Annotated in this window: 20 protein-coding genes; 8 read left to right on the top strand and 12 right to left on the bottom strand. The window is 50.9% G+C overall.

Features of this window, described 5'->3' with window-relative positions; all coding sequences use genetic code 11:
• The first annotated feature begins 15 nt into the window (after positions 1-15).
• The 4 genes from selB (at position 16) to AACS05_RS22795 (ending at position 5,190) form a co-directional block, all read left to right on the top strand.
• Entirely contained in the window at positions 16-1,863 is a 1,848-nt protein-coding gene (selB, locus tag AACS05_RS22810) for a selenocysteine-specific translation elongation factor (protein ID WP_045449834.1), read from the top strand.
• Positions 1,864-1,965: 102 nt separating this feature from the next.
• Positions 1,966-3,504 (top strand): aldehyde dehydrogenase AldB, encoded by a 1,539-nt coding sequence (aldB, locus tag AACS05_RS22805; protein ID WP_045448751.1) that lies wholly within the window; start codon positions 1,966-1,968, stop codon positions 3,502-3,504.
• A 220-nt stretch (positions 3,505-3,724) separates the two neighbouring features.
• Positions 3,725-4,048 carry a DUF3302 domain-containing protein gene (locus AACS05_RS22800; protein ID WP_045448749.1) on the top strand — a complete coding sequence of 108 codons (324 nt, stop codon included), beginning with the start codon at positions 3,725-3,727 and terminating at the stop codon, positions 4,046-4,048.
• 5 nt (positions 4,049-4,053) lie between these two features.
• Positions 4,054-5,190 carry an HlyD family secretion protein gene (locus AACS05_RS22795; protein ID WP_045448747.1) on the top strand — a complete coding sequence of 379 codons (1,137 nt, stop codon included), beginning with the start codon at positions 4,054-4,056 and terminating at the stop codon, positions 5,188-5,190.
• Between the two features lie 29 nt (positions 5,191-5,219).
• Here the strand turns inward: AACS05_RS22795 and AACS05_RS22790 are convergent, their stop codons facing one another.
• Complete coding sequence (locus AACS05_RS22790; protein ID WP_045448746.1) at positions 5,220-6,173, bottom strand: LysR family transcriptional regulator; 954 nt, start codon at positions 6,171-6,173, stop codon at positions 5,220-5,222.
• A 121-nt stretch (positions 6,174-6,294) separates the two neighbouring features.
• Between AACS05_RS22790 and AACS05_RS22785 the strand changes: the two genes are divergently transcribed.
• Positions 6,295-7,035 (top strand): MipA/OmpV family protein, encoded by a 741-nt coding sequence (locus tag AACS05_RS22785; protein ID WP_045448744.1) that lies wholly within the window; start codon positions 6,295-6,297, stop codon positions 7,033-7,035.
• A gap of 113 nt (positions 7,036-7,148) precedes the next feature.
• Here AACS05_RS22785 and araD read toward each other — a convergent pair whose 3' ends face one another.
• The 8 genes from araD to yiaK all read right to left on the bottom strand — a co-directional run bounded on the left by araD (position 7,149) and on the right by yiaK (position 14,728).
• Positions 7,149-7,847, bottom strand: a complete 699-nt coding sequence (gene araD, locus AACS05_RS22780; protein ID WP_045448742.1) for an L-ribulose-5-phosphate 4-epimerase — start codon at positions 7,845-7,847, stop codon at positions 7,149-7,151.
• Complete coding sequence (locus tag AACS05_RS22775) at positions 7,841-8,701, bottom strand: L-ribulose-5-phosphate 3-epimerase (RefSeq protein ID WP_045448741.1); 861 nt, start codon at positions 8,699-8,701, stop codon at positions 7,841-7,843. The genes araD and AACS05_RS22775 overlap by 7 nt, the downstream gene beginning before the upstream one ends.
• Positions 8,694-9,356, bottom strand: coding sequence for a 3-keto-L-gulonate-6-phosphate decarboxylase UlaD (ulaD, locus tag AACS05_RS22770; protein ID WP_045448739.1), 663 nt, complete (start codon positions 9,354-9,356; stop codon positions 8,694-8,696). Before ulaD ends, AACS05_RS22775 begins: the two co-directional genes overlap by 8 nt.
• Positions 9,356-10,858, bottom strand: coding sequence for an FGGY-family carbohydrate kinase (locus AACS05_RS22765; protein ID WP_045448738.1), 1,503 nt, complete (start codon positions 10,856-10,858; stop codon positions 9,356-9,358). The genes ulaD and AACS05_RS22765 overlap by 1 nt, the downstream gene beginning before the upstream one ends.
• Before the next feature lie 98 nt (positions 10,859-10,956).
• The gene (locus AACS05_RS22760) at positions 10,957-12,276 is read right to left on the bottom strand and encodes an MFS transporter (RefSeq protein WP_045448736.1); all 1,320 of its coding nucleotides are present in this window, start codon (positions 12,274-12,276) and stop codon (positions 10,957-10,959) included.
• 31 nt (positions 12,277-12,307) lie between these two features.
• The gene (locus tag AACS05_RS22755) at positions 12,308-13,240 is read right to left on the bottom strand and encodes a DUF4862 family protein (protein WP_045448734.1); all 933 of its coding nucleotides are present in this window, start codon (positions 13,238-13,240) and stop codon (positions 12,308-12,310) included.
• Between the two features lie 13 nt (positions 13,241-13,253).
• The gene (locus AACS05_RS22750; protein ID WP_045448732.1) at positions 13,254-13,718 is read right to left on the bottom strand and encodes a YhcH/YjgK/YiaL family protein; all 465 of its coding nucleotides are present in this window, start codon (positions 13,716-13,718) and stop codon (positions 13,254-13,256) included.
• An 11-nt stretch (positions 13,719-13,729) separates the two neighbouring features.
• Positions 13,730-14,728 carry a 3-dehydro-L-gulonate 2-dehydrogenase gene (yiaK, locus tag AACS05_RS22745; protein ID WP_045448730.1) on the bottom strand — a complete coding sequence of 333 codons (999 nt, stop codon included), beginning with the start codon at positions 14,726-14,728 and terminating at the stop codon, positions 13,730-13,732.
• Between the two features lie 218 nt (positions 14,729-14,946).
• On the opposite strand from yiaK, the gene yiaJ reads away from it, so the two are divergent.
• Complete coding sequence (yiaJ, locus tag AACS05_RS22740; RefSeq protein ID WP_045448728.1) at positions 14,947-15,762, top strand: IclR family transcriptional regulator YiaJ; 816 nt, start codon at positions 14,947-14,949, stop codon at positions 15,760-15,762.
• Positions 15,763-15,879: 117 nt separating this feature from the next.
• The gene (locus tag AACS05_RS22735; protein WP_045448725.1) at positions 15,880-16,353 is read left to right on the top strand and encodes a 4Fe-4S binding protein; all 474 of its coding nucleotides are present in this window, start codon (positions 15,880-15,882) and stop codon (positions 16,351-16,353) included.
• Between the two features lie 36 nt (positions 16,354-16,389).
• Here the strand turns inward: AACS05_RS22735 and avtA are convergent, their stop codons facing one another.
• Both avtA and malS read right to left on the bottom strand, forming a co-directional pair.
• On the bottom strand, positions 16,390-17,640 hold the full coding sequence (avtA, locus tag AACS05_RS22730; protein ID WP_045448723.1) for a valine--pyruvate transaminase: 1,251 nt from the start codon (positions 17,638-17,640) through the stop codon (positions 16,390-16,392).
• 176 nt (positions 17,641-17,816) lie between these two features.
• Positions 17,817-19,847: an alpha-amylase gene (gene malS / locus AACS05_RS22725; RefSeq protein WP_045449828.1), complete on the bottom strand. Its 2,031-nt coding sequence runs from the start codon at positions 19,845-19,847 to the stop codon at positions 17,817-17,819.
• A 316-nt stretch (positions 19,848-20,163) separates the two neighbouring features.
• Here malS and AACS05_RS22720 point away from each other — a divergent pair, with 316 nt between their 5' ends.
• Positions 20,164-20,988 (top strand): protein bax, encoded by an 825-nt coding sequence (locus AACS05_RS22720; protein ID WP_045448721.1) that lies wholly within the window; start codon positions 20,164-20,166, stop codon positions 20,986-20,988.
• A gap of 69 nt (positions 20,989-21,057) precedes the next feature.
• Here AACS05_RS22720 and xylR read toward each other — a convergent pair whose 3' ends face one another.
• Complete coding sequence (gene xylR / locus AACS05_RS22715; protein ID WP_045448719.1) at positions 21,058-22,236, bottom strand: D-xylose utilization transcriptional activator XylR; 1,179 nt, start codon at positions 22,234-22,236, stop codon at positions 21,058-21,060.
• Positions 22,237-22,257: the final 21 nt, after the last annotated feature.

The following is a 22,257-nucleotide window of genomic DNA, read 5'->3' as shown; positions in this document are numbered from 1 at the left end:
GGAGATGATGCTGAAATGATTATTGCGACCGCCGGACACGTTGACCACGGAAAAACGACGTTATTACAGGCGATTACCGGCGTGAATGCCGACCGCCTGCCAGAAGAAAAAAAGCGCGGTATGACCATCGATCTCGGCTATGCCTACTGGCCGCAGCCTGACGGACGCGTACTTGGATTTATCGATGTTCCCGGACATGAAAAGTTTCTGTCCAACATGCTGGCGGGGGTCGGCGGTATCGACCACGCTCTGCTGGTGGTTGCCTGCGATGACGGCGTGATGGCGCAAACACGTGAGCATTTGCAGATCCTGCAACTGACGGGTAATCCGCAGCTTACTGTGGCACTGACGAAAGCCGATCGCGTGGATGAGGCGCGTATTAACGAGGTGCGTGCAGAGGTCCAAACAACGCTGGCTAACTATGGTTTTGCGGATGCAGCACTTTTTGTGACCGCCGCCAGTGAAGGGCGTGGGATCGATATCTTACGTGACCATTTGCTGCAATTACCTACGCGCGAGCATGCCAGCAATCACAGCTTCCGCCTGGCGATTGACCGTGCCTTTACGGTAAAAGGTGCAGGCCTGGTGGTAACAGGTACCGCGCTCAGTGGTGAAGTCAATGTGGGCGATTCGCTGTGGCTGACGGGCGTTAACAAACCGATGCGCGTGCGTAGCCTGCATGCGCAGAACCAGGCCTGTGAGCATGCCCATGCTGGTCAGCGTATTGCGCTGAATATTGTCGGAGATGCTGAAAAAGAACAGCTCAACCGTGGTGACTGGCTGCTTTCTGATGCGCCACCGGAGGCTTTTACCCGTGTCATTGTTTCCTTAGAACATTCGGCCCCGCTAATGCAGTGGCAACCGTTACACATTCATCACGCGGCCAGCCACGTTACCGGGCGGATTTCTCTGCTCGAAGGAACGCTGGCGGAACTGGTTTTTGATACTCCTCTGTGGCTAGCTGATAACGACAGACTGGTGCTGCGTGACATTTCTGCGCGTACCACGTTAGCTGGAGCCCGCGTGGTAACGCTCAACCCGCCGCGTCGGGGCAAGCGTAAGCCGGAATACCTGCAGTGGCTGTCAGCACTGGAAAATGCGCAGGATGACGGCGACGCGCTGGCAATACATCTGACGCGCGGGGCGGTGAATATTCCTGATTTCGCGTGGGCGCGGCAACTCAATGGCAACGGTATGCGTCCGTTGATTGAGCAGCATGGCTTTATTCAGGCCGGCTACAGTCTGCTGAATGCGCCTGTTGCAGCACGCTGGCAGCGCAAAATCCTCGATACACTGGCAACGTACCATGAGCAGCATCGCGATGAGCCAGGACCGGGGCGTGAGCGTCTGCGGCGTATGGCCTTGCCGATGGAAGACGAAGCGCTGGCGCTGTTGCTGATTGAAAAAATGCGCGATAGCGGTGCTATCCATAGCCATCATGGTTGGCTGCATTTGCCGGATCATAAAGCTGGTTTCAGTGATGAACAGCAGGCGATCTGGCAAAAAGTCGAACCTCTTTTTGGTGATGAACCATGGTGGGTGCGGGATCTGGCGAAAGAGACGGGCACGGATGAGCAATCTATGCGTTTGGCGTTACGACAGGCAGCCCAGCAAGGCATCATTACTGCGATCGTTAAAGATCGCTATTACCGTAACGATCGGATTGTCGCCTTCGCTAATATGATCCGCGAACTCGATCAGGAAAGAGGATCGACGTGTGCCGCCGATTTCCGCGATCGGCTTAACGTGGGACGTAAACTGGCTATCCAGATTCTGGAATATTTTGACCGCATCGGTTTTACCCGTCGTCGGGGCAATGATCATTTACTGCGGGATGCGTTGCTATTCCCCGAAAAGAGTTGATGTCATTTAATCCGTGACCGCTGTCGTAAAGCAGTAAAAGGCTGGCGAATAATTCGCCAGCCCCATCTACCTTTGTAGTACCCCTACAGCAAGGAGATGGTCATGACTAATAACCCCCCTTCAACGCGTATTTATCCCGGCGAGTATGGTTACCCTCTGAAGTTAAAAGCTCGATACGATAACTTTATCGGCGGCGACTGGGTCGCACCTGCGGACGGTGAGTATTACCAGAACCTGACACCGGTAACCGGGCAATTACTGTGCGAAGTGGCCTCTTCCGGCAAGAAGGATATCGATCTGGCACTGGATGCCGCGCACAAAGTAAAAGATAAATGGGCGCATACCTCCGTGCAGGATCGTGCGGCGATTCTGTTCAAAATAGCCGATCGAATGGAGCAAAATCTCGAGCTGCTGGCGACCGCAGAAACCTGGGACAACGGTAAACCCATTCGCGAAACCAGTGCTGCTGACGTACCACTGGCAATTGACCATTTCCGCTATTTCGCCTCCTGCATTCGTGCGCAGGAAGGGGGGATCAGTGAAGTCGACAGCGATACGGTGGCGTATCACTTCCATGAACCCCTGGGCGTGGTTGGGCAGATTATCCCGTGGAACTTTCCGCTGTTGATGGCGAGCTGGAAAATGGCGCCTGCCCTGGCGGCAGGCAACTGCGTGGTGCTGAAACCTGCCCGCCTGACACCGCTGTCCGTACTGCTGCTAATGGAAGTGATCGGCGATCTGCTGCCGCCAGGCGTGGTGAACGTGGTCAACGGTGCTGGTGGAGAAATTGGCGAGTATCTGGCAACGTCAAAACGCATTGCGAAAGTGGCGTTTACTGGCTCAACGGAAGTGGGTCAGCAGATCATGCAGTACGCAACGCAAAACATCATTCCTGTTACGCTGGAGCTGGGCGGCAAATCGCCCAATATCTTCTTTGCTGACGTGATGGATGAAGAAGATGCGTTCTTTGACAAAGCGCTGGAAGGTTTTGCACTGTTTGCCTTTAACCAGGGCGAAGTGTGTACCTGCCCGAGCCGTGCGCTGGTGCAGGAATCTATATACGAGCGTTTTATGGAGCGTGCTATTCGCCGCGTGGAGAGTATTCGCAGCGGTAACCCGCTTGATAGCGTAACGCAGATGGGGGCGCAGGTTTCGCATGGTCAACTGGAAACCATCCTCAACTATATCGATATTGGTAAGAAAGAAGGTGCTGATGTGCTGACCGGCGGGCGGCGTAAGCAGCTGGATGGAGAGTTAAAGGAGGGATATTACCTCGAGCCGACCATTCTGTACGGTAAGAACAATATGCGCGTATTCCAGGAGGAGATCTTTGGTCCGGTGCTGGCTGTCACGACCTTTAAAACCATGGAGGAGGCGCTGGAAATCGCTAACGATACTCAGTATGGACTTGGTGCTGGCGTCTGGAGCCGTAACGGTAATCTGGCATATAAGATGGGGCGTGGTATCCAGGCGGGGCGTGTATGGACCAACTGCTATCATGCTTACCCGGCACATGCGGCGTTCGGCGGCTATAAACAATCGGGCATTGGACGCGAGACCCACAAAATGATGCTGGAGCATTATCAGCAGACCAAGTGCCTGCTGGTGAGCTATTCTGATAAACCGCTGGGACTGTTTTAAATTCCCCTCAATCATTGCCCGGTATCGCTAAGCGATACCGGGCATATCGTTATGCTTTTCGTCTTCCTGCAGCCCGAAATATTTAGAGTATATAGAAACCCATATATCGTTATATAAATAAGAGAATTGCATACGTTCTGGTCGTTCATCTATTATTCTTAACTCTATTGTTTAAAACAAATAGCAGACAAATTTATTAATTTAAATCCCTGAGGCAAATATGTTTCTTGATTATTTTGCATTAGGAGTGCTTATTTTTGTATTCCTGGTTATTTTTTATGGGGTTATTATTCTGCATGATATTCCCTATCTGATTGCAAAAAAACGTAACCATCCTCATGCCGATGCAATACATGTTGCGGGCTGGGTAAGTTTGTTTACTTTGCATGTTATTTGGCCATTTTTATGGATCTGGGCAACGCTTTATCGCCCGGAGCGAGGGTGGGGTATGCAGAGTGCTGATCCTTCCCTTAACCAGCTTCAGGCACGGGTAGCCGATCTGGAAAAGAAACTGGCCGAGGTTAAGACCTCCCCGGCGGAGTAATATTGATGGATTTACTGATCGTTCTGACCTATGTGGCGTGCGCATGGTCGATATTTAAAATATTTAAAATCCCTGTAAATAAATGGACCGTACCAACAGCAGCATTGGGCGGCATATTTATTGTTTGCGGACTTATATTACTGATGAATTATAACCATCCGTATACATTTAAGGCGCAAAAAGCAGTGGTTTCTATTCCCGTAGTGCCTCAGGTAACGGGTGTAGTAACAGAAGTGACGGATAAGAAGAATACGCTAATCAAAAAAGGCGAGGTCCTGTTTAAACTTAACCCTGGTCGCTATCAGGCGAGGGTTGACCGCCTGAAAGCTGATATTGTGACGGCACAGCATAAAGAGCAGGCTCTTGCCGCGCAGTTAGATGAAATGAAGGCTAACACACAACAGGCAAAAGCCACGCGCGACAAGCTGGCGAAAGATTACCAGCGCTATGCGCAGGGTAGCCAGGCGAAGGTGAATCCTTTTTCTGAACGCGACATCGATGCGGCGCGGCAGAACTATCTGGCGCAGGAAGCGTCAGTGAAATCATCCGTCGCAGAGCAACAGCAAATACAGAGTCAGTTAGACAGCATGGTATTGGGGGAACATTCACAAATTGCCAGCCTGAAAGCCCAGTTGGCAGAAGCAGAATTTAACCTTGAGCAAACTGTGGTACGGGCGCCCAGCGATGGTTATATCACGCAGGTGCTGATTCGACCGGGTACCTATGCCGCAGCTCTGCCTATGCGTCCGGTAATGGTCTTTATTCCAGACCAAAAACGGCAAATTATTGCCCAGTTCCGTCAAAACTCGCTGCTGAGACTGGAACCGGGCGATGAAGCTGAAGTGGTGTTTAATGCGCTGCCGGGTAAGGTATTTAGCGGTAAGTTGACGGCGATTAGCCCTGCGGTTCCGGGTGGTACGTACCAGTCAAATGGGACGCTACAATCCTTAAACTCCACCCCCGGTTCTGAGGGCGTTATTGCTACGATAGATCTGAATGAAAATGAAGATTTAAACGCTTTGCCCGATGGTATTTATGCACAGGTAGCCGTCTATTCTGACCATTTTGCCCACGTGTCAGTGATGCGTAAGGTGCTGTTACGAATGACCAGTTGGGTGCATTACCTGTATCTCGACCACTAAGCGTAGGCTGTTCTGCTTGCCATTTTTGCCTACTCAGGTTGCTGCTGTTGCGCCTGAGTAAGCTGTTGGCGTATCTCATTTAACATCTCATCAAGAATAAACTGTACGCGCCAGGGTTGATATTCGCGCTTACGGAAAATAGCCACGAGATCCAGCCACCATTTATGTTGCTCAGAGAAGCAAGGGACCAGCAACCCGGACTGCGTTTCTTTTTGCACACTTTTATTCGGCGCAAAAACAATACCCAGATGGTTACGGGCCAGCGCCAGCGCTGACTGCGTATTGTCGCAGACGTAATTTCCCGTCACGCGATAATCTTGTATCTCTTTACCTTCGGCTGAGGTGAATCGCCAAATATTAGCATCATCAATCATCATTGAATCAATTAGAATACAGGAGTGATGCTCCAGCTCTTCAGGACTGGTAATAGGATGTTTTTTGAGATATTCCTCGCTGGCAAAAGCCGTGACGGCATATTTAGTAATGAAACTGGCAACCAGTGATTCATCTTTAGGATGTGCATAACTTATTAAAATATCACAGTCATCAGGGAATTCGGCGCCCTCATAAAATGCTTTACGTTCCAGATTATATGTTTTTAGAGAAAGAGTAATACCACCGATATTCTGTATTTTGGCAATAACATGCTGCGATAAGTAAGCAATAATCCCCGTAGGCGCATATACCGTTACCCGACCACGTTTTTCATGCTTATAATCAGCAATGAAATTATTCAACTGATCGTTTCTGTCCAACATGTCATTGATGTAAGGGAGTAGCGCTGTGCCAAAAGGCGTGAGGGTCAGGTGTCGGGTGGTTCGATCAAATACTTTTAACCCAACTTTTGATTCAAATTCAGCGAGATACTTGCTGACGTTGGCTTGCGCGATGCCGAGAACAGTCGCTGCATGGCTGATATTTTCACTGGCAGCAATGACAGAGATAATCTTCAGCTCCCGGTGTTTGAGTTGTAATTTATTCATCGCCAAACCCAATATATATATGAATTTATATATTACTATATAAATATGAATCTTGCACTGATGAAATTGTAAGCATTATTATGCTGGCGCTTTGTAGCTTATTTTAAAATGGAATGTTGGCATGTTAATTAAACGCAATATTGTGGCGCTATTTGCCTTTTCTTTTATGGCTAGTGCAACAGCCGCAGAATTTTCTATTGGCGGTGGGGCTGTATATAATGAATCTCCTTATCGTGGATATAATGATAATGTTCACGCAGTACCGCTTGTCAGTTATGAAAGTGAATCATTCTATTTTAGACAAACAACGTTAGGCTATATTCTGTCCAAGAGTAAAAGTAATGAATTTAGCATTACTGCCTCATGGATGCCGCTTGAGTTTGATCCCGCTGATAACGATGATCATGCTATGAAGCAACTGGACAAGCGCGACAGTACTGCGATGGCAGGGGCTGCGTGGTATCACCATGAGAATTGGGGCAGCGTAAAAGTTTCTGCTGCAGCGGATGTTCTGGACAACAGCAATGGCTGGATTGGAGAAGTGTCTCTGTTCCGCCAAATGCCGATGGACAGACTGACGCTCACCCCGGCCATTGGCGTTCTCTACTATGACGAGAATTTCAACGAATATTACTACGGCGTGTCTGGCAGTGAATCTCGCCGTAGCGGGTTATCAAGCTTTTCCCCTGGCGATAGCTGGACACCTTATGTCGGCCTGTCCGCAAAATATGCGTTAACCACAAACCTGACGTTGCTGGCCAGCGCCAATTATAGCGTGCTACCAGACGATATTAAGAATAGCCCAATGGTCGATCGCGACGACAGCTTCACTTTCCTGTCAGGGGTGAGCTGGCGTTTCTGATTCTCACCCGTTTGCCCTCATGGAAGAGGGTAATCTTTTCATGATGCTTTGACGGATGGCACTAACAGTCGCCATCCGTCATATCATTACAGCTATATGATTGCAGCGTGGTGTCAGTTTTGCCCGTAATAGGCGTTAGCGCCGTGCTTGCGCAGGTAATGCTTATCCAACAGTTCAGACTGTATGTTCGGCAACTGCGGTGCGAGCTGACGGGAGAACAGGCCCATATAGGCGCACTCCTCAAGAACCACGGCGTTATGTACGGCGTCAGCAGCATTTTTACCCCAGGCAAACGGCCCGTGCGAATGCACTAATACCGCCGGGACCTGTAAGGGATTAAGATCGCGCGCTTCAAAGGTTTTAATAATCACTTCACCAGTTTGATATTCATATTCACCGTTAATCTCTTCAGCCGTCATCAGTCGGGTGCACGGAATAGAACCATAGAAATAATCAGCATGCGTGGTACCCCATGCAGGTAGATCGAGCCCCGCCTGTGACCAGATCGTTGCGTGCCGGGAATGGGTATGTACGATCCCACAGATCCCGGGATAGCGGCGATAAAGCGCCAGATGAGTTGGCGTATCTGATGAGGGCTTTTTACTGCCTTCAACAACTTTTCCGCTGGCGATTTCCACCACCACCATATCGTCGGCGGTCATTACGTCATACTCAACGCCAGACGGCTTGATGACCATCAACTGGCGAGTTTCATCTACCGCGCTGACATTACCCCAGGTAAAGGTGACTAAACCATGCGCGGGGAGGGCAAGATTTGCCGCCAGAACTTCAGCTTTTAACTGTTCTAACATGAGAATCCTCCTTCCTGCATACGTGCTTCTATCCAGCGTCGTGCCTGAATAATTTCCAGCACCGGCTCTTTGGCTTTTTCAGTCCACATCTCAATCAGAAAAGATCCGCGATAGTTCAGTTCATGCAGTGTTTTGAAGATGCCAACAAAGTCCACGCACCCTTCGCCAAAAGGGACATCACGAAACTGCCCCGGATGTGTTGCGGTCACCGGCAGCGTATCTTTCAGATGAATAGCAGCGATACGGTCGATGCCGAGCTTCAGTTCAGCGGTGACATCGTTTCCCCAGGCGCTGAGATTGCCGACATCCGGGTAAACGGTAAACCATGGCGAGGCGAGCATGTCATCCCACTTTTTCCACTTGCTGATGGAGTTCATAAACGCGGTGTCCATGATTTCCACCGCCAGCATCACCTGTGCTGCTGCGGCTTGTTCTACTGCCCACGCCAGTCCTTCGGCAAAACGCTGTTGGGTGCCTGCATCGTGCTCTTCGTAATAGACGTCATACCCCGCCAGCTGAATAGTGCGAATGCCTAAATCGCGAGCCAGACGAATCGCTTTGGTCATAATCTCTCGGGCCTTCTTACGCACAGATTCTTCACGGCTGCCAAAGGGAAAACGACGATGAGCAGATAAGCACATTGATGGGATAGCGACACCGGTTTCGAGCATGGCACTGACCAGCGATGCTCGCTGAGAAGGACTCCACTCCAGTCGAGACAGACGTTCATCGGTTTCATCTATCGACATCTCTACGAAATCGAAACCGCAGCTTTTCGCCAGTACCAGACGTTCCGGCCAGGAGAGATCCTTCGCCAGCGCTTTTTCATAGATACCTAACGGATGATTACGCATGCTGTGCTCCCCAGATGGCATCTATTTGCGCATGAAATTCAGCGGCGACCTGCGCCGGGTTTTGCGCACCTGCCAGAGCTCGCCCGGCAATGAACGCCTTGACGTTAATATCGCGGAACAATGGCAAATCGGTAGGTGTAATACCGCCGGTAATCGACAGTTTGAGTCCGATATCGGAAAGTGCCTTCATCCGCGCCAGGTCAGCGTCTCCCCACTGCTGCCCGCTGGCCTGCGCGTCGCGCCCGCGATGGTAAATCGCCTGGCGAACCCCGACGCGATACCAGTCGCGAGCGTCATCCAACGTCCAGTTGCCGAACAGCTCCATCTGAATTTCAGCGTTGTGCGCCCGTGCGACTTCGTGGCCTTTAACGACGGTTGCCAACGGTGCGGCGCAAATGATGGTCATCCAGTTGGCGCCCGCCCCAAATGCTTGCTGTGCGAGGGTTTCGCCTGCATCGGCCACTTTCCAATCGGCAACGATAATTTTATCCGGACACTGAGCCCGTAGCGCTTTCACTGCGCCAAGACCTTCGGTTAAACAGAGAATGGTGCCAGCTTCAATGATATCGACATGGTTTTGTAGCAGAACGACGTCGCGCTGAGCCGCTTGCAGGTTGGTGTGGTCGAGTGCCAGTTGTAGTAATGGTCGGCTCATTATATGTGCTCCTTAATCCGGGCGTGGTAGCCCTGTAGTGCTTCAATCAAATGTTGGTATTGGCGGTATTTACGCTGGTAGCTCGCATGCGCGGTAGCGTCCGGCAGCAGCGTGCGCACCGGGTGCTGTAAATCGCGCTGGGCGTCGCTAAAATTGTGATAAACGCCAGTGCCTACGAGGGCGGCGAGTGCGGCACCAAAGCAGCCAGTCTCTTCAACCTGTGGCAGTTCGATACGTAAGCCGCTGACGTCTGCCAGCATCTGCATCCAGATGTCGGAATGCGCCGGGCCACCGGTAACGCGCAAGGTATGTACCCCAGTAAAGCGTTCGCGCATGCGATTAAGATGAGTCATGTGGCTGAAAACCACGCCTTCATAAATGGCTTGCAACAAGTGTGCACGGGTATGCAGCGCCTGCATGCCATAAAAGCCGCTGGTCATCTCCAGTCCGGCGTTGCTGCCGTACAAAAAGGGCAGGAAGAAGAGGTTGCCACTGGCTTTCGGCAGGCTGGCAACAGCCTGATTAATCTCATTAAAGGAGAGCTCACCCCACTGTGCGGTAAACCATTCCAGATTGGCGGAAGAAGTCGGGCTGGCTTCATGAACGATGTACTGCCCGTCATTTACATAGCGGCCATAAACATAGGGATAGGCCTCATGGTTGCGCAGACCGTGAGTGATCCCGCTGGTGACGGCCCAGGTCCCCATCACCGCGTTAAGTGTGTATTCATCTTCAAGACCTGCGCAGAGTGCGGTAGAAACCACATCAAACAGACCACCGACGACGGGTGTACCCGCCGCCAGACCGGTTATGGCGGCTGTCTGAGCGGTGATTTCCCCGCATTTTTCTGCTGAGCTGACAATCGGCGGTAGGGCGTTATCGATTTCGTTAATGCCCAGCCATTGAGTCAGGCGCGGATCGTATTGGCCCGTTGTCATGTTGTAGAGATTGGATTCGGAGATGTTGCTCTCTTCGCAGCCTTTTTCGTCGGTTAAACACCAGCGCAGGTAGTCATGCCCCATCATGATGCTGCCAATCTGTGCATAGCGCTGGGGTTCATTCTCCTTCACCCAGCGCAGCAGTGAAGCAGGATGCCCGGTCCACAATGTCTGCCGGGTGATCGGGTAGAGCTGTTCGGGGATCCCATCCTGTTGCCAGCGCTGAACAATGCCCATTGCGCGTCGGTCTGAAGAGAGAATGGCATGACCCAGCGGTCGATCTTGTTTATCAAGTAGAAACAGTCCTTTGCCCTGAGCAGAAATGCCGACGCCTTTGATTTGCTTACCGGATACACCAGTGCGCTTCAACAGCCCGGCGATGGTCGCTGCACACTGTTGCCATAGCTGGTGCATATCGCGTTCGGCATAACCCGGCAGTGGAGATACTGTATGCAGTGGTTGCCGGTTAATTCCATGCTCATGACCCTTGGCGTCATACAAACCGGCTTTCAGATAAGTCCCGCCACAATCGATACCCAGCCAGAAGGTCTCTTTCTCACTCATCTTTGTTATCTCATTTTTGCCGGATAGCGCTGCGCTTATCCGGCTTATAGGGTGTGAAGCGTTGACAGGCCCGGCAAGCAAAGCGCCCGGGCCATTTTTCAGGCCACGTGTTTACGCGGATTCAGTGTTTTTAGCGGCGCAGCACCTGCGTCGCATTTTGCCGGCAACAGCAATGCCATCAGAGCGGCCAGAGCCAATGAGATAGCCAGGCAGTACACGCCTGCATCTTTGCTGTACAGGGTGATGAGCACGCCGACCGCGTAAGGACCACAGAATCCGCCGAGGTTGCCGAGGGCGTTGATGACCCCACGAGCACCACCGGCCATTTCAGCACTGAATAAACGCGCCGGAATAGTCCAGAACACACCCGCAGCTGATTGCAGGAAGAATCCGCAGCCAACCAGTGCGGAATAAGCCAGCCAGACGTTATTTTTCAGCGCCACGGAGAGGAACATACATAGGGCAAAGCCAATCAGTGGCAGGCAGACAAACAGCTTGCGTTTACCGGTGCGATCAGAGAGGGAAGAGAACAAGAACATCCCAGCGATAGCGCCGACGTACGGCAAGATGGCGAGCATGCCGACCTGGCCCATACTGCTGTGGGTCAACTCTTTGAGGATGGTAGGTAGCCATAGGGTGTAACCGTAAATCCCGGTCTGATAGAAGAAGTTCAGGGCGATAAGTTGCCACATGGTTTTATCGGAAAGCACTGCACTGAGAGAGGCATTTTTGACTTCAGTTCCGGCAATGGCTTTTTGCTCGGCAGCCAGTGTTTCGACCAGGTAGTTTTTCTCGGCGTCAGAAATCCAGCGAGCTTCCTGCGGGCGATCGTAAACGGTATAAGCCCACAGCACCAGAACGACAACAGAGAGTAAACCTTCAATTATGAACAGCCAACGCCAGTCGAGAACAGTGATGATCCAGCCTGAAAGCGGGGCGGTGATAATGCCGGCAATCGGTACAAACATAATCACAATCGCGTTGGCACGACCGCGTTCGGCATCGGGGAACCAGTTACTGATCATCGTCAGCACGACAGGTAGCATGCCACCTTCAGCTACGCCGAGTAAGAAGCGCAAAACCAACAACTGGTACTGATTAGTGATTAAACCCGTCAGAACGGAAATGACCGCCCAGGCAACTAGTGACCAGCCGATAAATTTCTTACCGCTGCCGTGTACGGCAATTTTTCCGCCGGGAACTTGTAAAAACAAATAACCGATAAAGAAAATACCGCCAGCCAGACCAGCCATGGTAGCGGAAATACCTAACTCTGCATCCATACCACCAGGCATCGCAAAAGCGATATTGACGCGGTCCATATAAGAAATAATGCAGGCAATCAGAATTGGCGGAATAATTCGTAGCCAGCGCTGACGGGGTATATCTTTGAGTGTAGGGCGAGAGATCATGTTCATATTAATATTCTCGTAGAGTAGTATTTTATTTTTATATTTTTACTTTGTTTAATGCGGTTATCCCGTCGCGTAATATCGCTACACGATGGCTAACATCTGCATTGGCGTTTATTTCCAGTAATTTGATACCGGTAAATTGTAATGACCCGGTATTTGCACACGCGAATAACTCGCGGGCATGATTCGCTGTCATCAAGCTTTCCGGGCAGAATGGAGCAAAAGGAGCGTGGAGATCCTGCCATTCACCGTATTCTCCCATAAGCGTGGTGCCGGAGAACATCAAACCACGTAGTTTGCCCGCACTTTGCGCCAGCAATGCATGTTGCAACGGTAATACAGTGTTCTGACCTTCAATGGCGGAACGTGCCCAGTTGATGCAAACGCTGATGTCATAGCCGGCAATCGCTTCCAGCACGTTTTCTAACGGCAAAAATCCTTTCCGTGGCGCGGGGCCAGTCATGGCGTCGCAATGTTCCAGAACCAGCTCGCAAGACCAATCCCAACTGGCAATCTCTTTAAGTGAATGAGCAAACGCGTCGGTGGCCTGAGCGATGTTCGGGTTGTTTGCCAGCGGGGCAGCCTGCAATTCGAGCGCAATCACTTTTCCGCTGTTAATGGTATTGATCTTATTAATTTTATTGTGAAGATGGCGGTAGAACGCCACACAAGCCTTGCGCTGTTCTTCGTCGCTGGAGGCCAAACCAAAACCGCGATCAACACTGCGGCGGCGCATGGTCTCCATAATAGCTGTGACCACGATTTGCCAGTCGCCTGGTGTATGGCGCAATAGCCATTCGTCACCTAACGGATGAAGATTCTCAAGGCAAGGTTGTTCCAGGCCGCGAATATCCGGGGTATCGGTGAGTTGTCGCCAGAATTCCTTTTCTTCCTCTTCACTCTTTTGGTGAAATGAGGGTGCACAGGGGTATGCACCGATAATATAACCGGTATTTTTAGCATTCATGTTGTGCTCCTTTTTATAAAACTGAAATAGCGACCTTCACGACTATTTTGCGGATCGCCGTGGCGACAGTTTTATGGCATCCTGGGCGGTGAACATCCTGCGGGAAAAATATGGCGTAGCTTCCCGGGACCATTTCAAAGAATGATTCATGTTCGCTGTTGCGATAAAAAATAATATCGCGCTGCTCTAATAACGACTCGCTGATTTCGTTATTACCGGTATCAATGGCGACACCGATTTTTTCTTCACCCCAGGCCAGAAACTGAATATCCAGATAGCGGCGATGTACCTCAGGACGGTTTTCGTCTACGTTGCGAGTGGTTAAATCGATAATCTGCGCGAAGATATTTTTGCCGTCAATTTCCACCACGCCTGGCTCCAGTGTGCGAAAATCTGTGGTACGCAGAAAGTCGAGCGCTCTTTCAATGGCTGCGGGCAAACGACATGGATTAGGCTGAGCGATGTGTCCAAATAACATGGCTTATCTCCTTACAGTGTCTGGATTTTGGCCCAGACGCTGTCATCGACGGTGATACCGTTACGGCGGTTCTCTTCCAGTAGCTTTGTAAACTCGTGGCCAGGCAGGCGGACGGGCATGTTTTCATCTGCGCGTTCAGCGGTGGTGATGAAGTCCATAATCCGTTGTAATTTGGCATCGCGAGTGGCGCCGTCGATCAATTTGTCGACCTCAATGGCAATGAAAATCTGCGAAACACCGTATTCATCGCTGTTATCCTGGGTGACTTCCGCAACGGAGGAGCCATCAGAAAGTAGGGTGGCAATCATATCCAGCACAATCGACAGGCCTGATCCTTTCCAGTAACCCATTGGCAAAATACGGCGATTTTTTTCAATAACGCCAGGTTCTTTGGTGAGATTGCCTTCATCGTCGAATCCGCCGTCGACGGGCAGTTCACGGCCGGCCAGACGATTCACTTCCAGCATGCCGTAGGAGAACATTGACATCGACATATCGACCATGGTGATCGGCGTTGACGGGATAGCGACAATCAGCGGGTTAGTGCCGATGCGACACTCCTTCGAACCCCACGGTGGCATCACAGCAATCGAGTTGGTCCAGCAGATGCCAATGTAACCTTTCTCCGCCGCCTGCCAGCCATAGCTGCCGCCGCGCATCCAGTGATTGGCGTTACGCAGTGCCACCAGACCAATACCATGATCGGAAGCCAGTTCAATCGCTCTGTCCATCATCTTTTTCGCCGTCAGATTGCCGATCGCGCGTTGAGCATCCCACTGTTCAATAGCACCCAGACTGGTAATACGCTGAGGTTTGGCATCAGGAATGATGTCGCCGTTATCCAGTTGCTGAATGAAACGAGGAAAACGGTTCACACCGTGCGAGTAGACGCCGGATTCGGTGGTGCGTGCGAACATTTCTGCACAGGCATCCGCAGTTTCGACGGCGATGCCGCGTGCCAGAAGTACCCGATTGAACGCTTCTTTCAACTGCTCAAAAGTGACTTTCATTCCTGTTTCCTTGGTTAAATTTGATCGCTTTTTTATCTCTAAATTTCACTATACGAAATCTGATTTCAAATATATCGATCAAATTTTGACAGATCAACGGGGTGGTATGTTTTTTAAAATCATCAAAATCAAATGGTTGTATTTTTTCAGTTCAGATCGTGAACTGAAACACACTTTGCGCTACCATCAGAGCGCGATGAAAAGGGGGAGTGGAATCGATGGGCGCAAAAGAGAGTGAAATGACGCAGGATAAAGAGAGGCCTGCCGGAAGTCAGAGTCTGTTCCGTGGTTTGATGTTGATTGAGATCCTGAGCAACTATCCGAATGGGTGCCCATTGGCGCATCTGTCTGAACTGGCGGGACTGAACAAAAGTACCGTGCACCGACTACTGCAAGGGCTGCAATCTTGTGGATACGTCACGCCTGCACCTGCTGCGGGTAGTTATCGGCTGACCACTAAATTTATCGCTGTTGGCCAGAAGGCGCTTTCTTCACTGAATATCATCCATGTTGCCGCACCGCATCTTGAAGCGCTGAACATTGCCACCGGCGAAACGATCAACTTCTCCAGTCGCGAAGATGACCACGCTATTTTGATTTATAAGCTGGAACCGACGACAGGCATGTTGCGTACCCGTGCCTATATCGGTCAGCATATGCCGCTGTATTGTTCAGCGATGGGCAAAATTTATATGGCATTCGGGCATCAGGATTATGTGGAATCCTATTGGGAGAGCCACCAGGATCTCATTCAACCGCTGACCCGTAATACCATTACCGGTTTACCGGCGATGTACGATGAGCTGGCTCAGATCCGTGAAAGCAGTATGGCGATGGATCGGGAAGAGAACGAACTGGGCGTTTCCTGTATTGCAGTGCCGGTGTTTGATATTCATGGTCGGGTGCCGTACGCGGTCTCAATTTCACTTTCCACATCGCGCCTCAAGCAGGTTGGGGAAAAGAATTTACTTAAGCCGCTACGGGAAACTGCGCAGGCGATTTCAAATGAGCTGGGCTTTACCGTTCGCGATTAGGCGTTTACCCATAGTCGTTCAGGCACCTGACAAAATTTAACCGATTCCCCTGTCTGATCAAGGCAGCCGGGGCGCGCTCTCTGGCACTCTGTGGTTTTAACGCAGAGGGAGAGGGCAATGAACCGGTTTATTATGGCTGATGCGGCGAAATGTATTGGGTGTCGAACCTGCGAAGTTGCCTGTGTGGTATCTCATCAGGAAAACCAGGATTGTGCGACGATCTCCTCCGACGCGTTTGTCCCACGCATTCAGGTCATTAAAGACAACGCATTTACCACTGCGGTCGCCTGTCATCAATGTGAAGATGCTCCCTGTGCCAATGTCTGCCCAACTCACGCTATTCGTCGCGAACATGGGCATATCTTCGTAGAACAGGAACGTTGTATCGGCTGTAAAAGCTGCATGCTGGCCTGCCCGTTCGGGGCGATGAATGTTGTCGCGCATACGTTACGGGTGCAGGCGATTAAATGCGATCTGTGCTGGCATCGTGAAGCTGGCCCGGCGTGTGTTGAAGCCTGCCCAACCAGTGCGTTGCAGTGTATGGATGCCAATATGATTCAGCAGCAGCGTCTGCGTTCCCAGCCGTTGTAATGCGAAGCCCGACCTGTATTCCGGTCGGGTTTTATGTCAGCCTTCAAGCCAGGCGCGTTCGATCTCTTCTGCCAGAATTTTCACGCCAGCCTCGATTTTTTCCGGATCCGGAACGTAGTTCATCCGCATGCATTGATGGGTATGTGGCCAGGGCTTATCCAACCCCGGGAAGAAGTAATCGCCGGGAACCATCAGGACACCGCGCGCTTTGAGGCGTTGATACAGCAGTTCGGTGGAGATCGGTAAATCCTTAAACCACAACCACAGGAAAATTGCCCCTTCTGGTTTATGAATCAGGCAGCGATCTTCGGATAAATAGCGACGAATGATCGCAATTGTCTCCTGAACGCGCTGATAATAAAACGGCTTGATAACGGTCTCTGACAGACGTAGCAGATCGTTGCGCTTAATCATCTCGCACATGATCGCCGGTCCCATACCGCCAGGCGCCAGGCTGATAATGCCGTTCATATTGGTGATGGCGGTGATGATTTTCTCATTAGCGATAATAATGCCGCAGCGGGAGCCTGGCAGGCCGAGCTTGGAAAGGCTCATGCACAGCACAATGTTTGGGTTCCACAGCGGGCGTGCTTCGCTAAAAATGATACCGGGGAACGGGACGCCATAGGCGTTATCAATCACCAACGGGATACCGTGCTGGTTGGCCAGACGATCCAGTTTCATCAACTCTTCGTCAGTGATCACATTACCAGTGGGGTTGGTTGGACGCGACACGCAAATCATGCCGGTCTCTTCACCAATGTGCAGGTGTTCAAAATCAACGTGATACTTGAACTGGCCTTCCGGTAACAGCTCAATGTTCGGACGTGCCGACACGAAGAGCTCCTCTTCCAGCCCTGAATCGGCGTAGCCAATGTATTCCGGTGCCAGGGGGAATAACACTTTTCGGGTGGTTCCGTCAGCGCGGCGTCCTGCGAAGAGATTGAATAAGTAGAAAAACGCGCTCTGACTGCCATTTGTCAGTGCAATATTTTGTGGTTCGATATCCCAGCCCAGTTGTTCGCGCAGCAGTTTCGCCAGCTCAGACAGTAGCTCGGTTTTACCTTGTGGACCGTCATAATTGCAAAGCGCATCAGTGACTTTGCCGTTTTCCAGCATCTCTGCCAGCAGAGTCTGGAAGTAATCCTGCATCTCCGGGATTTGCGCCGGATTGCCGCCGCCGAGCATGATGGCACCGGGGGTACGTAAACCGTCGTTGAGGTCCTCCATCAGGCGTGTGATGCCTGAATGGCGGGTAAATTTGTCGCCAAAAAGTGAGAATGTCATAGCAGGTGGTCTGTCGAACTCAGTATTAAAGTGGCTAACCATAACGCTCCCTATGGCAGGGTGCAAATCAGGTCCCGAAGTCCGAATTGATGTTTTGTGCTGCAGATTTTTGAATGGCTGGTTTTTTATATTGCATCCGGCTTCCCGCACTATCCGGTACGGGAAGCTCGGTGGGATCAGGGCTGGCCTGCCCAAACAACCATCACTTTATCGTCGCCATGTTCGCGTATAAATCCATATCCCTGCTGTAATGTGAGCGTGGTTTGTTTTCCTGCGCCGATGGCAGGATGTCTGGCTCTGAACTGACTGATTCGCTGCCAGTGTGCGACGTTGGCGGCTGATTTCCCGTTAATGTCCTGCCAGTTCATATCTGAGCGCGTGCCTTGCAATGGATCAGAACCGGTTGGTCCAAAAGGACGGGCGGATTCGTCACCATAGAAGAGTTGTACTGCCCCCGGAGCCAGTAGCAACAGTTCGGCGGCTTTATCCCCACCTTCGCGAAACAGACGCGTATCGTGCGATGAAAGATAGCTGAGTACATTGAAACTCTGCAATTTTTCCGCCATCTGCTGCCAGGTGAGATCCATATTGGCCAGGCAGTCGACAGCTTTGGCTGCCTGCTCCTGGTAATCAAAATTAATCATTGCATCGAAGCCGTGGCGGTAATAATCACTTTGCATGACGCCGTGTCCCCATGCCTCGCCAGTCATCCAGAAGGATTTATCATCCAGCGCTTTGTCAGGGTTAGCGTGCTTCCATTCAACCAACGCTGCGCTGGCCTGTGTTTTCAGTTGCTGCCAGGCGGGAAGTTCGACGTGTTTGGCAGTATCGATCCGGAATCCGTCAATACCGTAGTCTCGTACCCACTGACTGAGCCAGTGGGTCAAATAATCCCGTGGCGTATAGTCCGCGATAGCTTTGGCGCGAGTGTCTGGTTTGTTTTTGTAGAACACCGGCAAGCCGGAAGGTGTGGTGGATTCAGTTTTAAGATCGGGCAGGAAGGCCAGTGACATGGTCAGGTCGTCAAAACCCGGGTTGTCGTAGTTGCCAATGTCGGTGCGGATCCAGTTTTTCCCCCACCATTTTTCCCATGCGGCTTTATCGCTGAAATTAATGTAGTCATTAAAGCTGTGCCAGCTTTGCCCGGCGGCAGGCTTCCAGTCCGTCCAGCGTTCCCCGAGCGTTTTTTTTAGCTCATCACCTGATAAGTACAATGCGCCAAATTGATATTCCTGCATATCCGCAAGCGTGGCGTAACCGGTGTGGTTCATGACGACATCGAACAAAATACGGATGCCGCGTTGATGTGCGCCATCCACCAGTGCGCGCAGATCTGCTTCGTTGCCCATATTGGCGTCAAGTGTGGTCCAGTCCTGGGTGTAATAGCCGTGATAAGCGTAGTGGGGAAAATCTCCTTTTGTGCCGCCACCAACCCAACCGTGGATTTGCTCAAATGGTGCGCTGATCCATAGAGCATTGATCCCTAACTGTTGCAGATATTCCAGTTTGCTGGTGAGGCCGCGTAAGTCGCCACCGTGAAACGTCCCAATTTCCTGCATATCATCTTTATGGCGACCGTAGCTGTAGTCGTTGGTTGGGTCGCCGTTCTGAAAGCGATCCGTCAGCACGAAATAGACCGTGGCGTTATGCCAGTCGAATGCGGCGGGTGCGTTCGTTTCTGCTCTCTCGAGCAGTAACAGGCCGTTGCTGGTTGCGGCAGGCTGCAATGTAATCTGCCCGTTTTTTACGGTAGCTGTTTGCTGACTGTAGTAATCGCGTACGACGGTGTCTTCAGGAAAGGTCTGGCTTACGTCCAGCGTCAGCGGCGAACCATTCCATTTTGGACATTGTTGAATCTGAGCGGTGATGGGTTTTGCAGCGTTTTTTACCGAGAGCATCAGCGTCGGTGTTCCGGAACGGGTATCAACTTCCAGCGTGTAATTGCCGTCTTTGAATAAACGCCACTGTGGTGGTGTGCCCTCACAGGGTTTCAGTGACAGCATCTGGTTGAGTTTTATGGTATTGGCTGGCTGCCAGCACTGTTGGTCAAAATTTAGGATTAAAGGACGAGTACCCTTCGTCAACGCTGCATGGCTGACAAACTTACCCGTACCTTCTGTTTCGAAAACAGGGAAGCCTTGAGCAGTCCATGTTGAGGCGATTGTAATGCCGGGCAAGAGTGCCAGCGCAACGGCGGCCATTTTCATAATGCTGTCCTTGATGCTGCGATTTTCGCCAGTTTGCCAGTGAAATGGGGCCAGAAACTCATCCCTTGAGCGCATTCCGCCAGGATGAGTAGTGAGGGTGAGCGATCAAGTGCAAAAAACGCACGTATTTTGCGATAACCACCACATTTTCTTCGAATTAATGACAATCTTAACCGCTAGTGCGTGACATAGTTTCAGAATTGGACTATTCCTTTGGGTGCTCTTGACGGCTATTTTTGATATGATTTGAGATTCATCTCTCATTTTTGTGAAAAATATAAGGTGTTGGAATGTATAAATCCGACCAGGAGACCTAATGATATTGACTCCCATTCGACGATATGGGGCAATGATTCTCATGTTACTCACCATTGCATTTTCGGGTGAGGTGCTGGCAAAGACGCACACGACGACAACGAGTCAGAAGTCCCACATAACCAAGACAAGTATTAAACAGGTAAGCAGTAAACAAGAGTATTCTCGCAATAGTGCAAAGAGCAGTTCACTTCCTGATTTGCGAAAATACCCTTCCGGAACACCTAGAAAAAAAGCGTTTCTCCGGACGGTTATGCCTTTTATTACCAGTCAAAATGCTGCCATTACTGCTGAACGTAACTGGCTGATTTCAAAGCAGTACCAGAATCGCTGGTCGCCGACTGAACGTGCGCGTATGAAAGATATCGCCAAACGTTACAAGGTGAACTGGTCTGGTAACACGCGTAAAATTCCGTGGAATACGCTGCTTGAGCGTGTAGACATTATCCCAACCAGCATGGTGGCAACGATGGCCGCAGCAGAAAGTGGCTGGGGAACGTCTAAGCTGGCACGTAGCAATAACAACCTGTTTGGCATGAAATGCGGTAAAGGTCGTTGTAATAATGCACCGGGCAAGGTGAAAGGTTACTCACAGTTTGAATCGGTGAAAGAGTCGGTAAATGCCTATGTCATTAACCTGAATACGCATCCTGCTTACTCTTCCTTCCGTAAATCTCGCGCTCAGTTGCGTAAAGCCGATCAGGAAGTTACGGCAACCGCGATGATCCATAAGCTGAAGGGTTATTCCACTAAAGGGCAGAGCTACAATAACTATCTGTTCGCTATGTACCAGGATAATCAGCGCTTAATCGCTGCGCATATGTAAGCAGCTTTGCTTTAACAGGCCTGCGTGGTGAATGCGTAGACCTGTTAAGCTCAGCCTCCTCTGGCACGACTACAACAATACCTCACTGTATCGATCGCGGTACTCTTTCGGCGTTGTGTCGTACTCCTTCTTGAAGACAGAATAGAAGTACTGCAAGGACGGATAGCCGCACATCTGCGAAATCTCGTTTATTGATAATGTAGTGGAAATTAACAGACTGCGTGCTTTTTCCAGCTTTTCAGCGTGGATCACGGCATGAATGGTCTCTCCAACCTCCTCTTTAAACCGCTTCTCCAGATTCGAACGCGAAATCCCAACAGAGTCCAGCACCTGATCAACCTTGATTCCTTTACAGGCATGATTGCGAATGTAATGCATGGCCTGGATGACAGCAGGGTCGGTGAGGGATCGATAGTCTGTAGACTGACGCTCAACAACGCGCACGGGAGGGACCAGGATGCGCTGTAAAGGCATCTCTTCGTTAGCCAGCAGTCGGTGCAGTAGTTTGGCTGCCTGATACCCCATTTGTCTTGCCCCCTGCGCAACAGATGACAATGCCACCCGCGACAGATAGCGGGTCAGTTCTTCGTTATCAATACCAATGACACACAGCTTTTCTGGTACCGGGATGTGCAGATGCTCGCAGGCCTGTAGAACATGTCGAGCACGCGCATCTGTGACGGCAATAATACCGGTATGTGGCGGCAGGGTTTGTAGCCAGTCCGCCAGCCGGTTTTGAGCGTGCTGCCAGTATTCAGGTGCGGTTTCCAGGCCCTGATACACTACGCCACGGTATTTCTCTTCTGCAACCAACTGGCAAAACGCATATTCACGTTCTGCGGCCCAGCGCTTGCCGCTGGAGGCGGGGAGGCCATAGAACGCAAAGCGGTTAATCCCTTTTTCTTTCAGGTGCAGAAAGGCGCTTTCTACCAGAGCATGGTTATCGGTGGCGATGTAATGGACTGGTGGATAATGCTCAGGAAGATGGTAGGAGCCACCGACACCGATAATAGGAACGTCGACGTCAGCAAGCAGTTGCGCGATGTCATCGTCGTCGTAGTCGGCGATGACGCCATCCCCTAACCACTCTTTGATGTTATCAATGCGAGCACGAAAATCTTCCTCAATAAAGATATCCCACTCTGATTGTGATGCTTGTAAATACTCGCCCACACCCTCAACAACCTGGCGGTCGTAAGCTTTATTGGCATTAAATAACAGCGTGATGCGATGACGTTTATCAAACATGGTTCTTTTCCTGCTGAATCA

Source organism: Citrobacter sp. S-77, assembly GCF_963864895.1.
GTDB lineage: Bacteria > Pseudomonadota > Gammaproteobacteria > Enterobacterales > Enterobacteriaceae > Citrobacter > Citrobacter murliniae.
The sequence above is the reverse complement of the archived record's forward strand: the minus strand, read 5'-3'. Positions and strand labels throughout refer to the sequence as shown.

What these genes read in the sequence shown, in the direction of transcription:
- AACS05_RS22790 (WP_045448746.1), bottom strand. Translation starts at nt 6,173, where the DNA reads ATGAATAAATTACAACTCAAACACCGGGAGCTGAAGATTATCTCTGTC.
- yiaK (WP_045448730.1), bottom strand. Translation starts at nt 14,728, where the DNA reads ATGAAAGTCACTTTTGAGCAGTTGAAAGAAGCGTTCAATCGGGTACTT.
- avtA (WP_045448723.1), bottom strand. Translation starts at nt 17,640, where the DNA reads ATGACATTCTCACTTTTTGGCGACAAATTTACCCGCCATTCAGGCATC.
- selB (WP_045449834.1), top strand. Translation starts at nt 16, where the DNA reads ATGATTATTGCGACCGCCGGACACGTTGACCACGGAAAAACGACGTTA.
- malS (WP_045449828.1), bottom strand. Translation starts at nt 19,847, where the DNA reads ATGAAAATGGCCGCCGTTGCGCTGGCACTCTTGCCCGGCATTACAATC.
- AACS05_RS22765 (WP_045448738.1), bottom strand. Translation starts at nt 10,858, where the DNA reads ATGAGTGAGAAAGAGACCTTCTGGCTGGGTATCGATTGTGGCGGGACT.
- AACS05_RS22775 (WP_045448741.1), bottom strand. Translation starts at nt 8,701, where the DNA reads ATGCGTAATCATCCGTTAGGTATCTATGAAAAAGCGCTGGCGAAGGAT.
- araD (WP_045448742.1), bottom strand. Translation starts at nt 7,847, where the DNA reads ATGTTAGAACAGTTAAAAGCTGAAGTTCTGGCGGCAAATCTTGCCCTC.
- AACS05_RS22795 (WP_045448747.1), top strand. Translation starts at nt 4,054, where the DNA reads ATGGATTTACTGATCGTTCTGACCTATGTGGCGTGCGCATGGTCGATA.
- AACS05_RS22720 (WP_045448721.1), top strand. Translation starts at nt 20,164, where the DNA reads ATGATATTGACTCCCATTCGACGATATGGGGCAATGATTCTCATGTTA.
- yiaJ (WP_045448728.1), top strand. Translation starts at nt 14,947, where the DNA reads ATGGGCGCAAAAGAGAGTGAAATGACGCAGGATAAAGAGAGGCCTGCC.
- AACS05_RS22800 (WP_045448749.1), top strand. Translation starts at nt 3,725, where the DNA reads ATGTTTCTTGATTATTTTGCATTAGGAGTGCTTATTTTTGTATTCCTG.
- AACS05_RS22755 (WP_045448734.1), bottom strand. Translation starts at nt 13,240, where the DNA reads ATGAATGCTAAAAATACCGGTTATATTATCGGTGCATACCCCTGTGCA.
- aldB (WP_045448751.1), top strand. Translation starts at nt 1,966, where the DNA reads ATGACTAATAACCCCCCTTCAACGCGTATTTATCCCGGCGAGTATGGT.
- ulaD (WP_045448739.1), bottom strand. Translation starts at nt 9,356, where the DNA reads ATGAGCCGACCATTACTACAACTGGCACTCGACCACACCAACCTGCAA.
- AACS05_RS22760 (WP_045448736.1), bottom strand. Translation starts at nt 12,276, where the DNA reads ATGAACATGATCTCTCGCCCTACACTCAAAGATATACCCCGTCAGCGC.
- xylR (WP_045448719.1), bottom strand. Translation starts at nt 22,236, where the DNA reads ATGTTTGATAAACGTCATCGCATCACGCTGTTATTTAATGCCAATAAA.
- AACS05_RS22735 (WP_045448725.1), top strand. Translation starts at nt 15,880, where the DNA reads ATGAACCGGTTTATTATGGCTGATGCGGCGAAATGTATTGGGTGTCGA.
- AACS05_RS22750 (WP_045448732.1), bottom strand. Translation starts at nt 13,718, where the DNA reads ATGTTATTTGGACACATCGCTCAGCCTAATCCATGTCGTTTGCCCGCA.
- AACS05_RS22785 (WP_045448744.1), top strand. Translation starts at nt 6,295, where the DNA reads ATGTTAATTAAACGCAATATTGTGGCGCTATTTGCCTTTTCTTTTATG.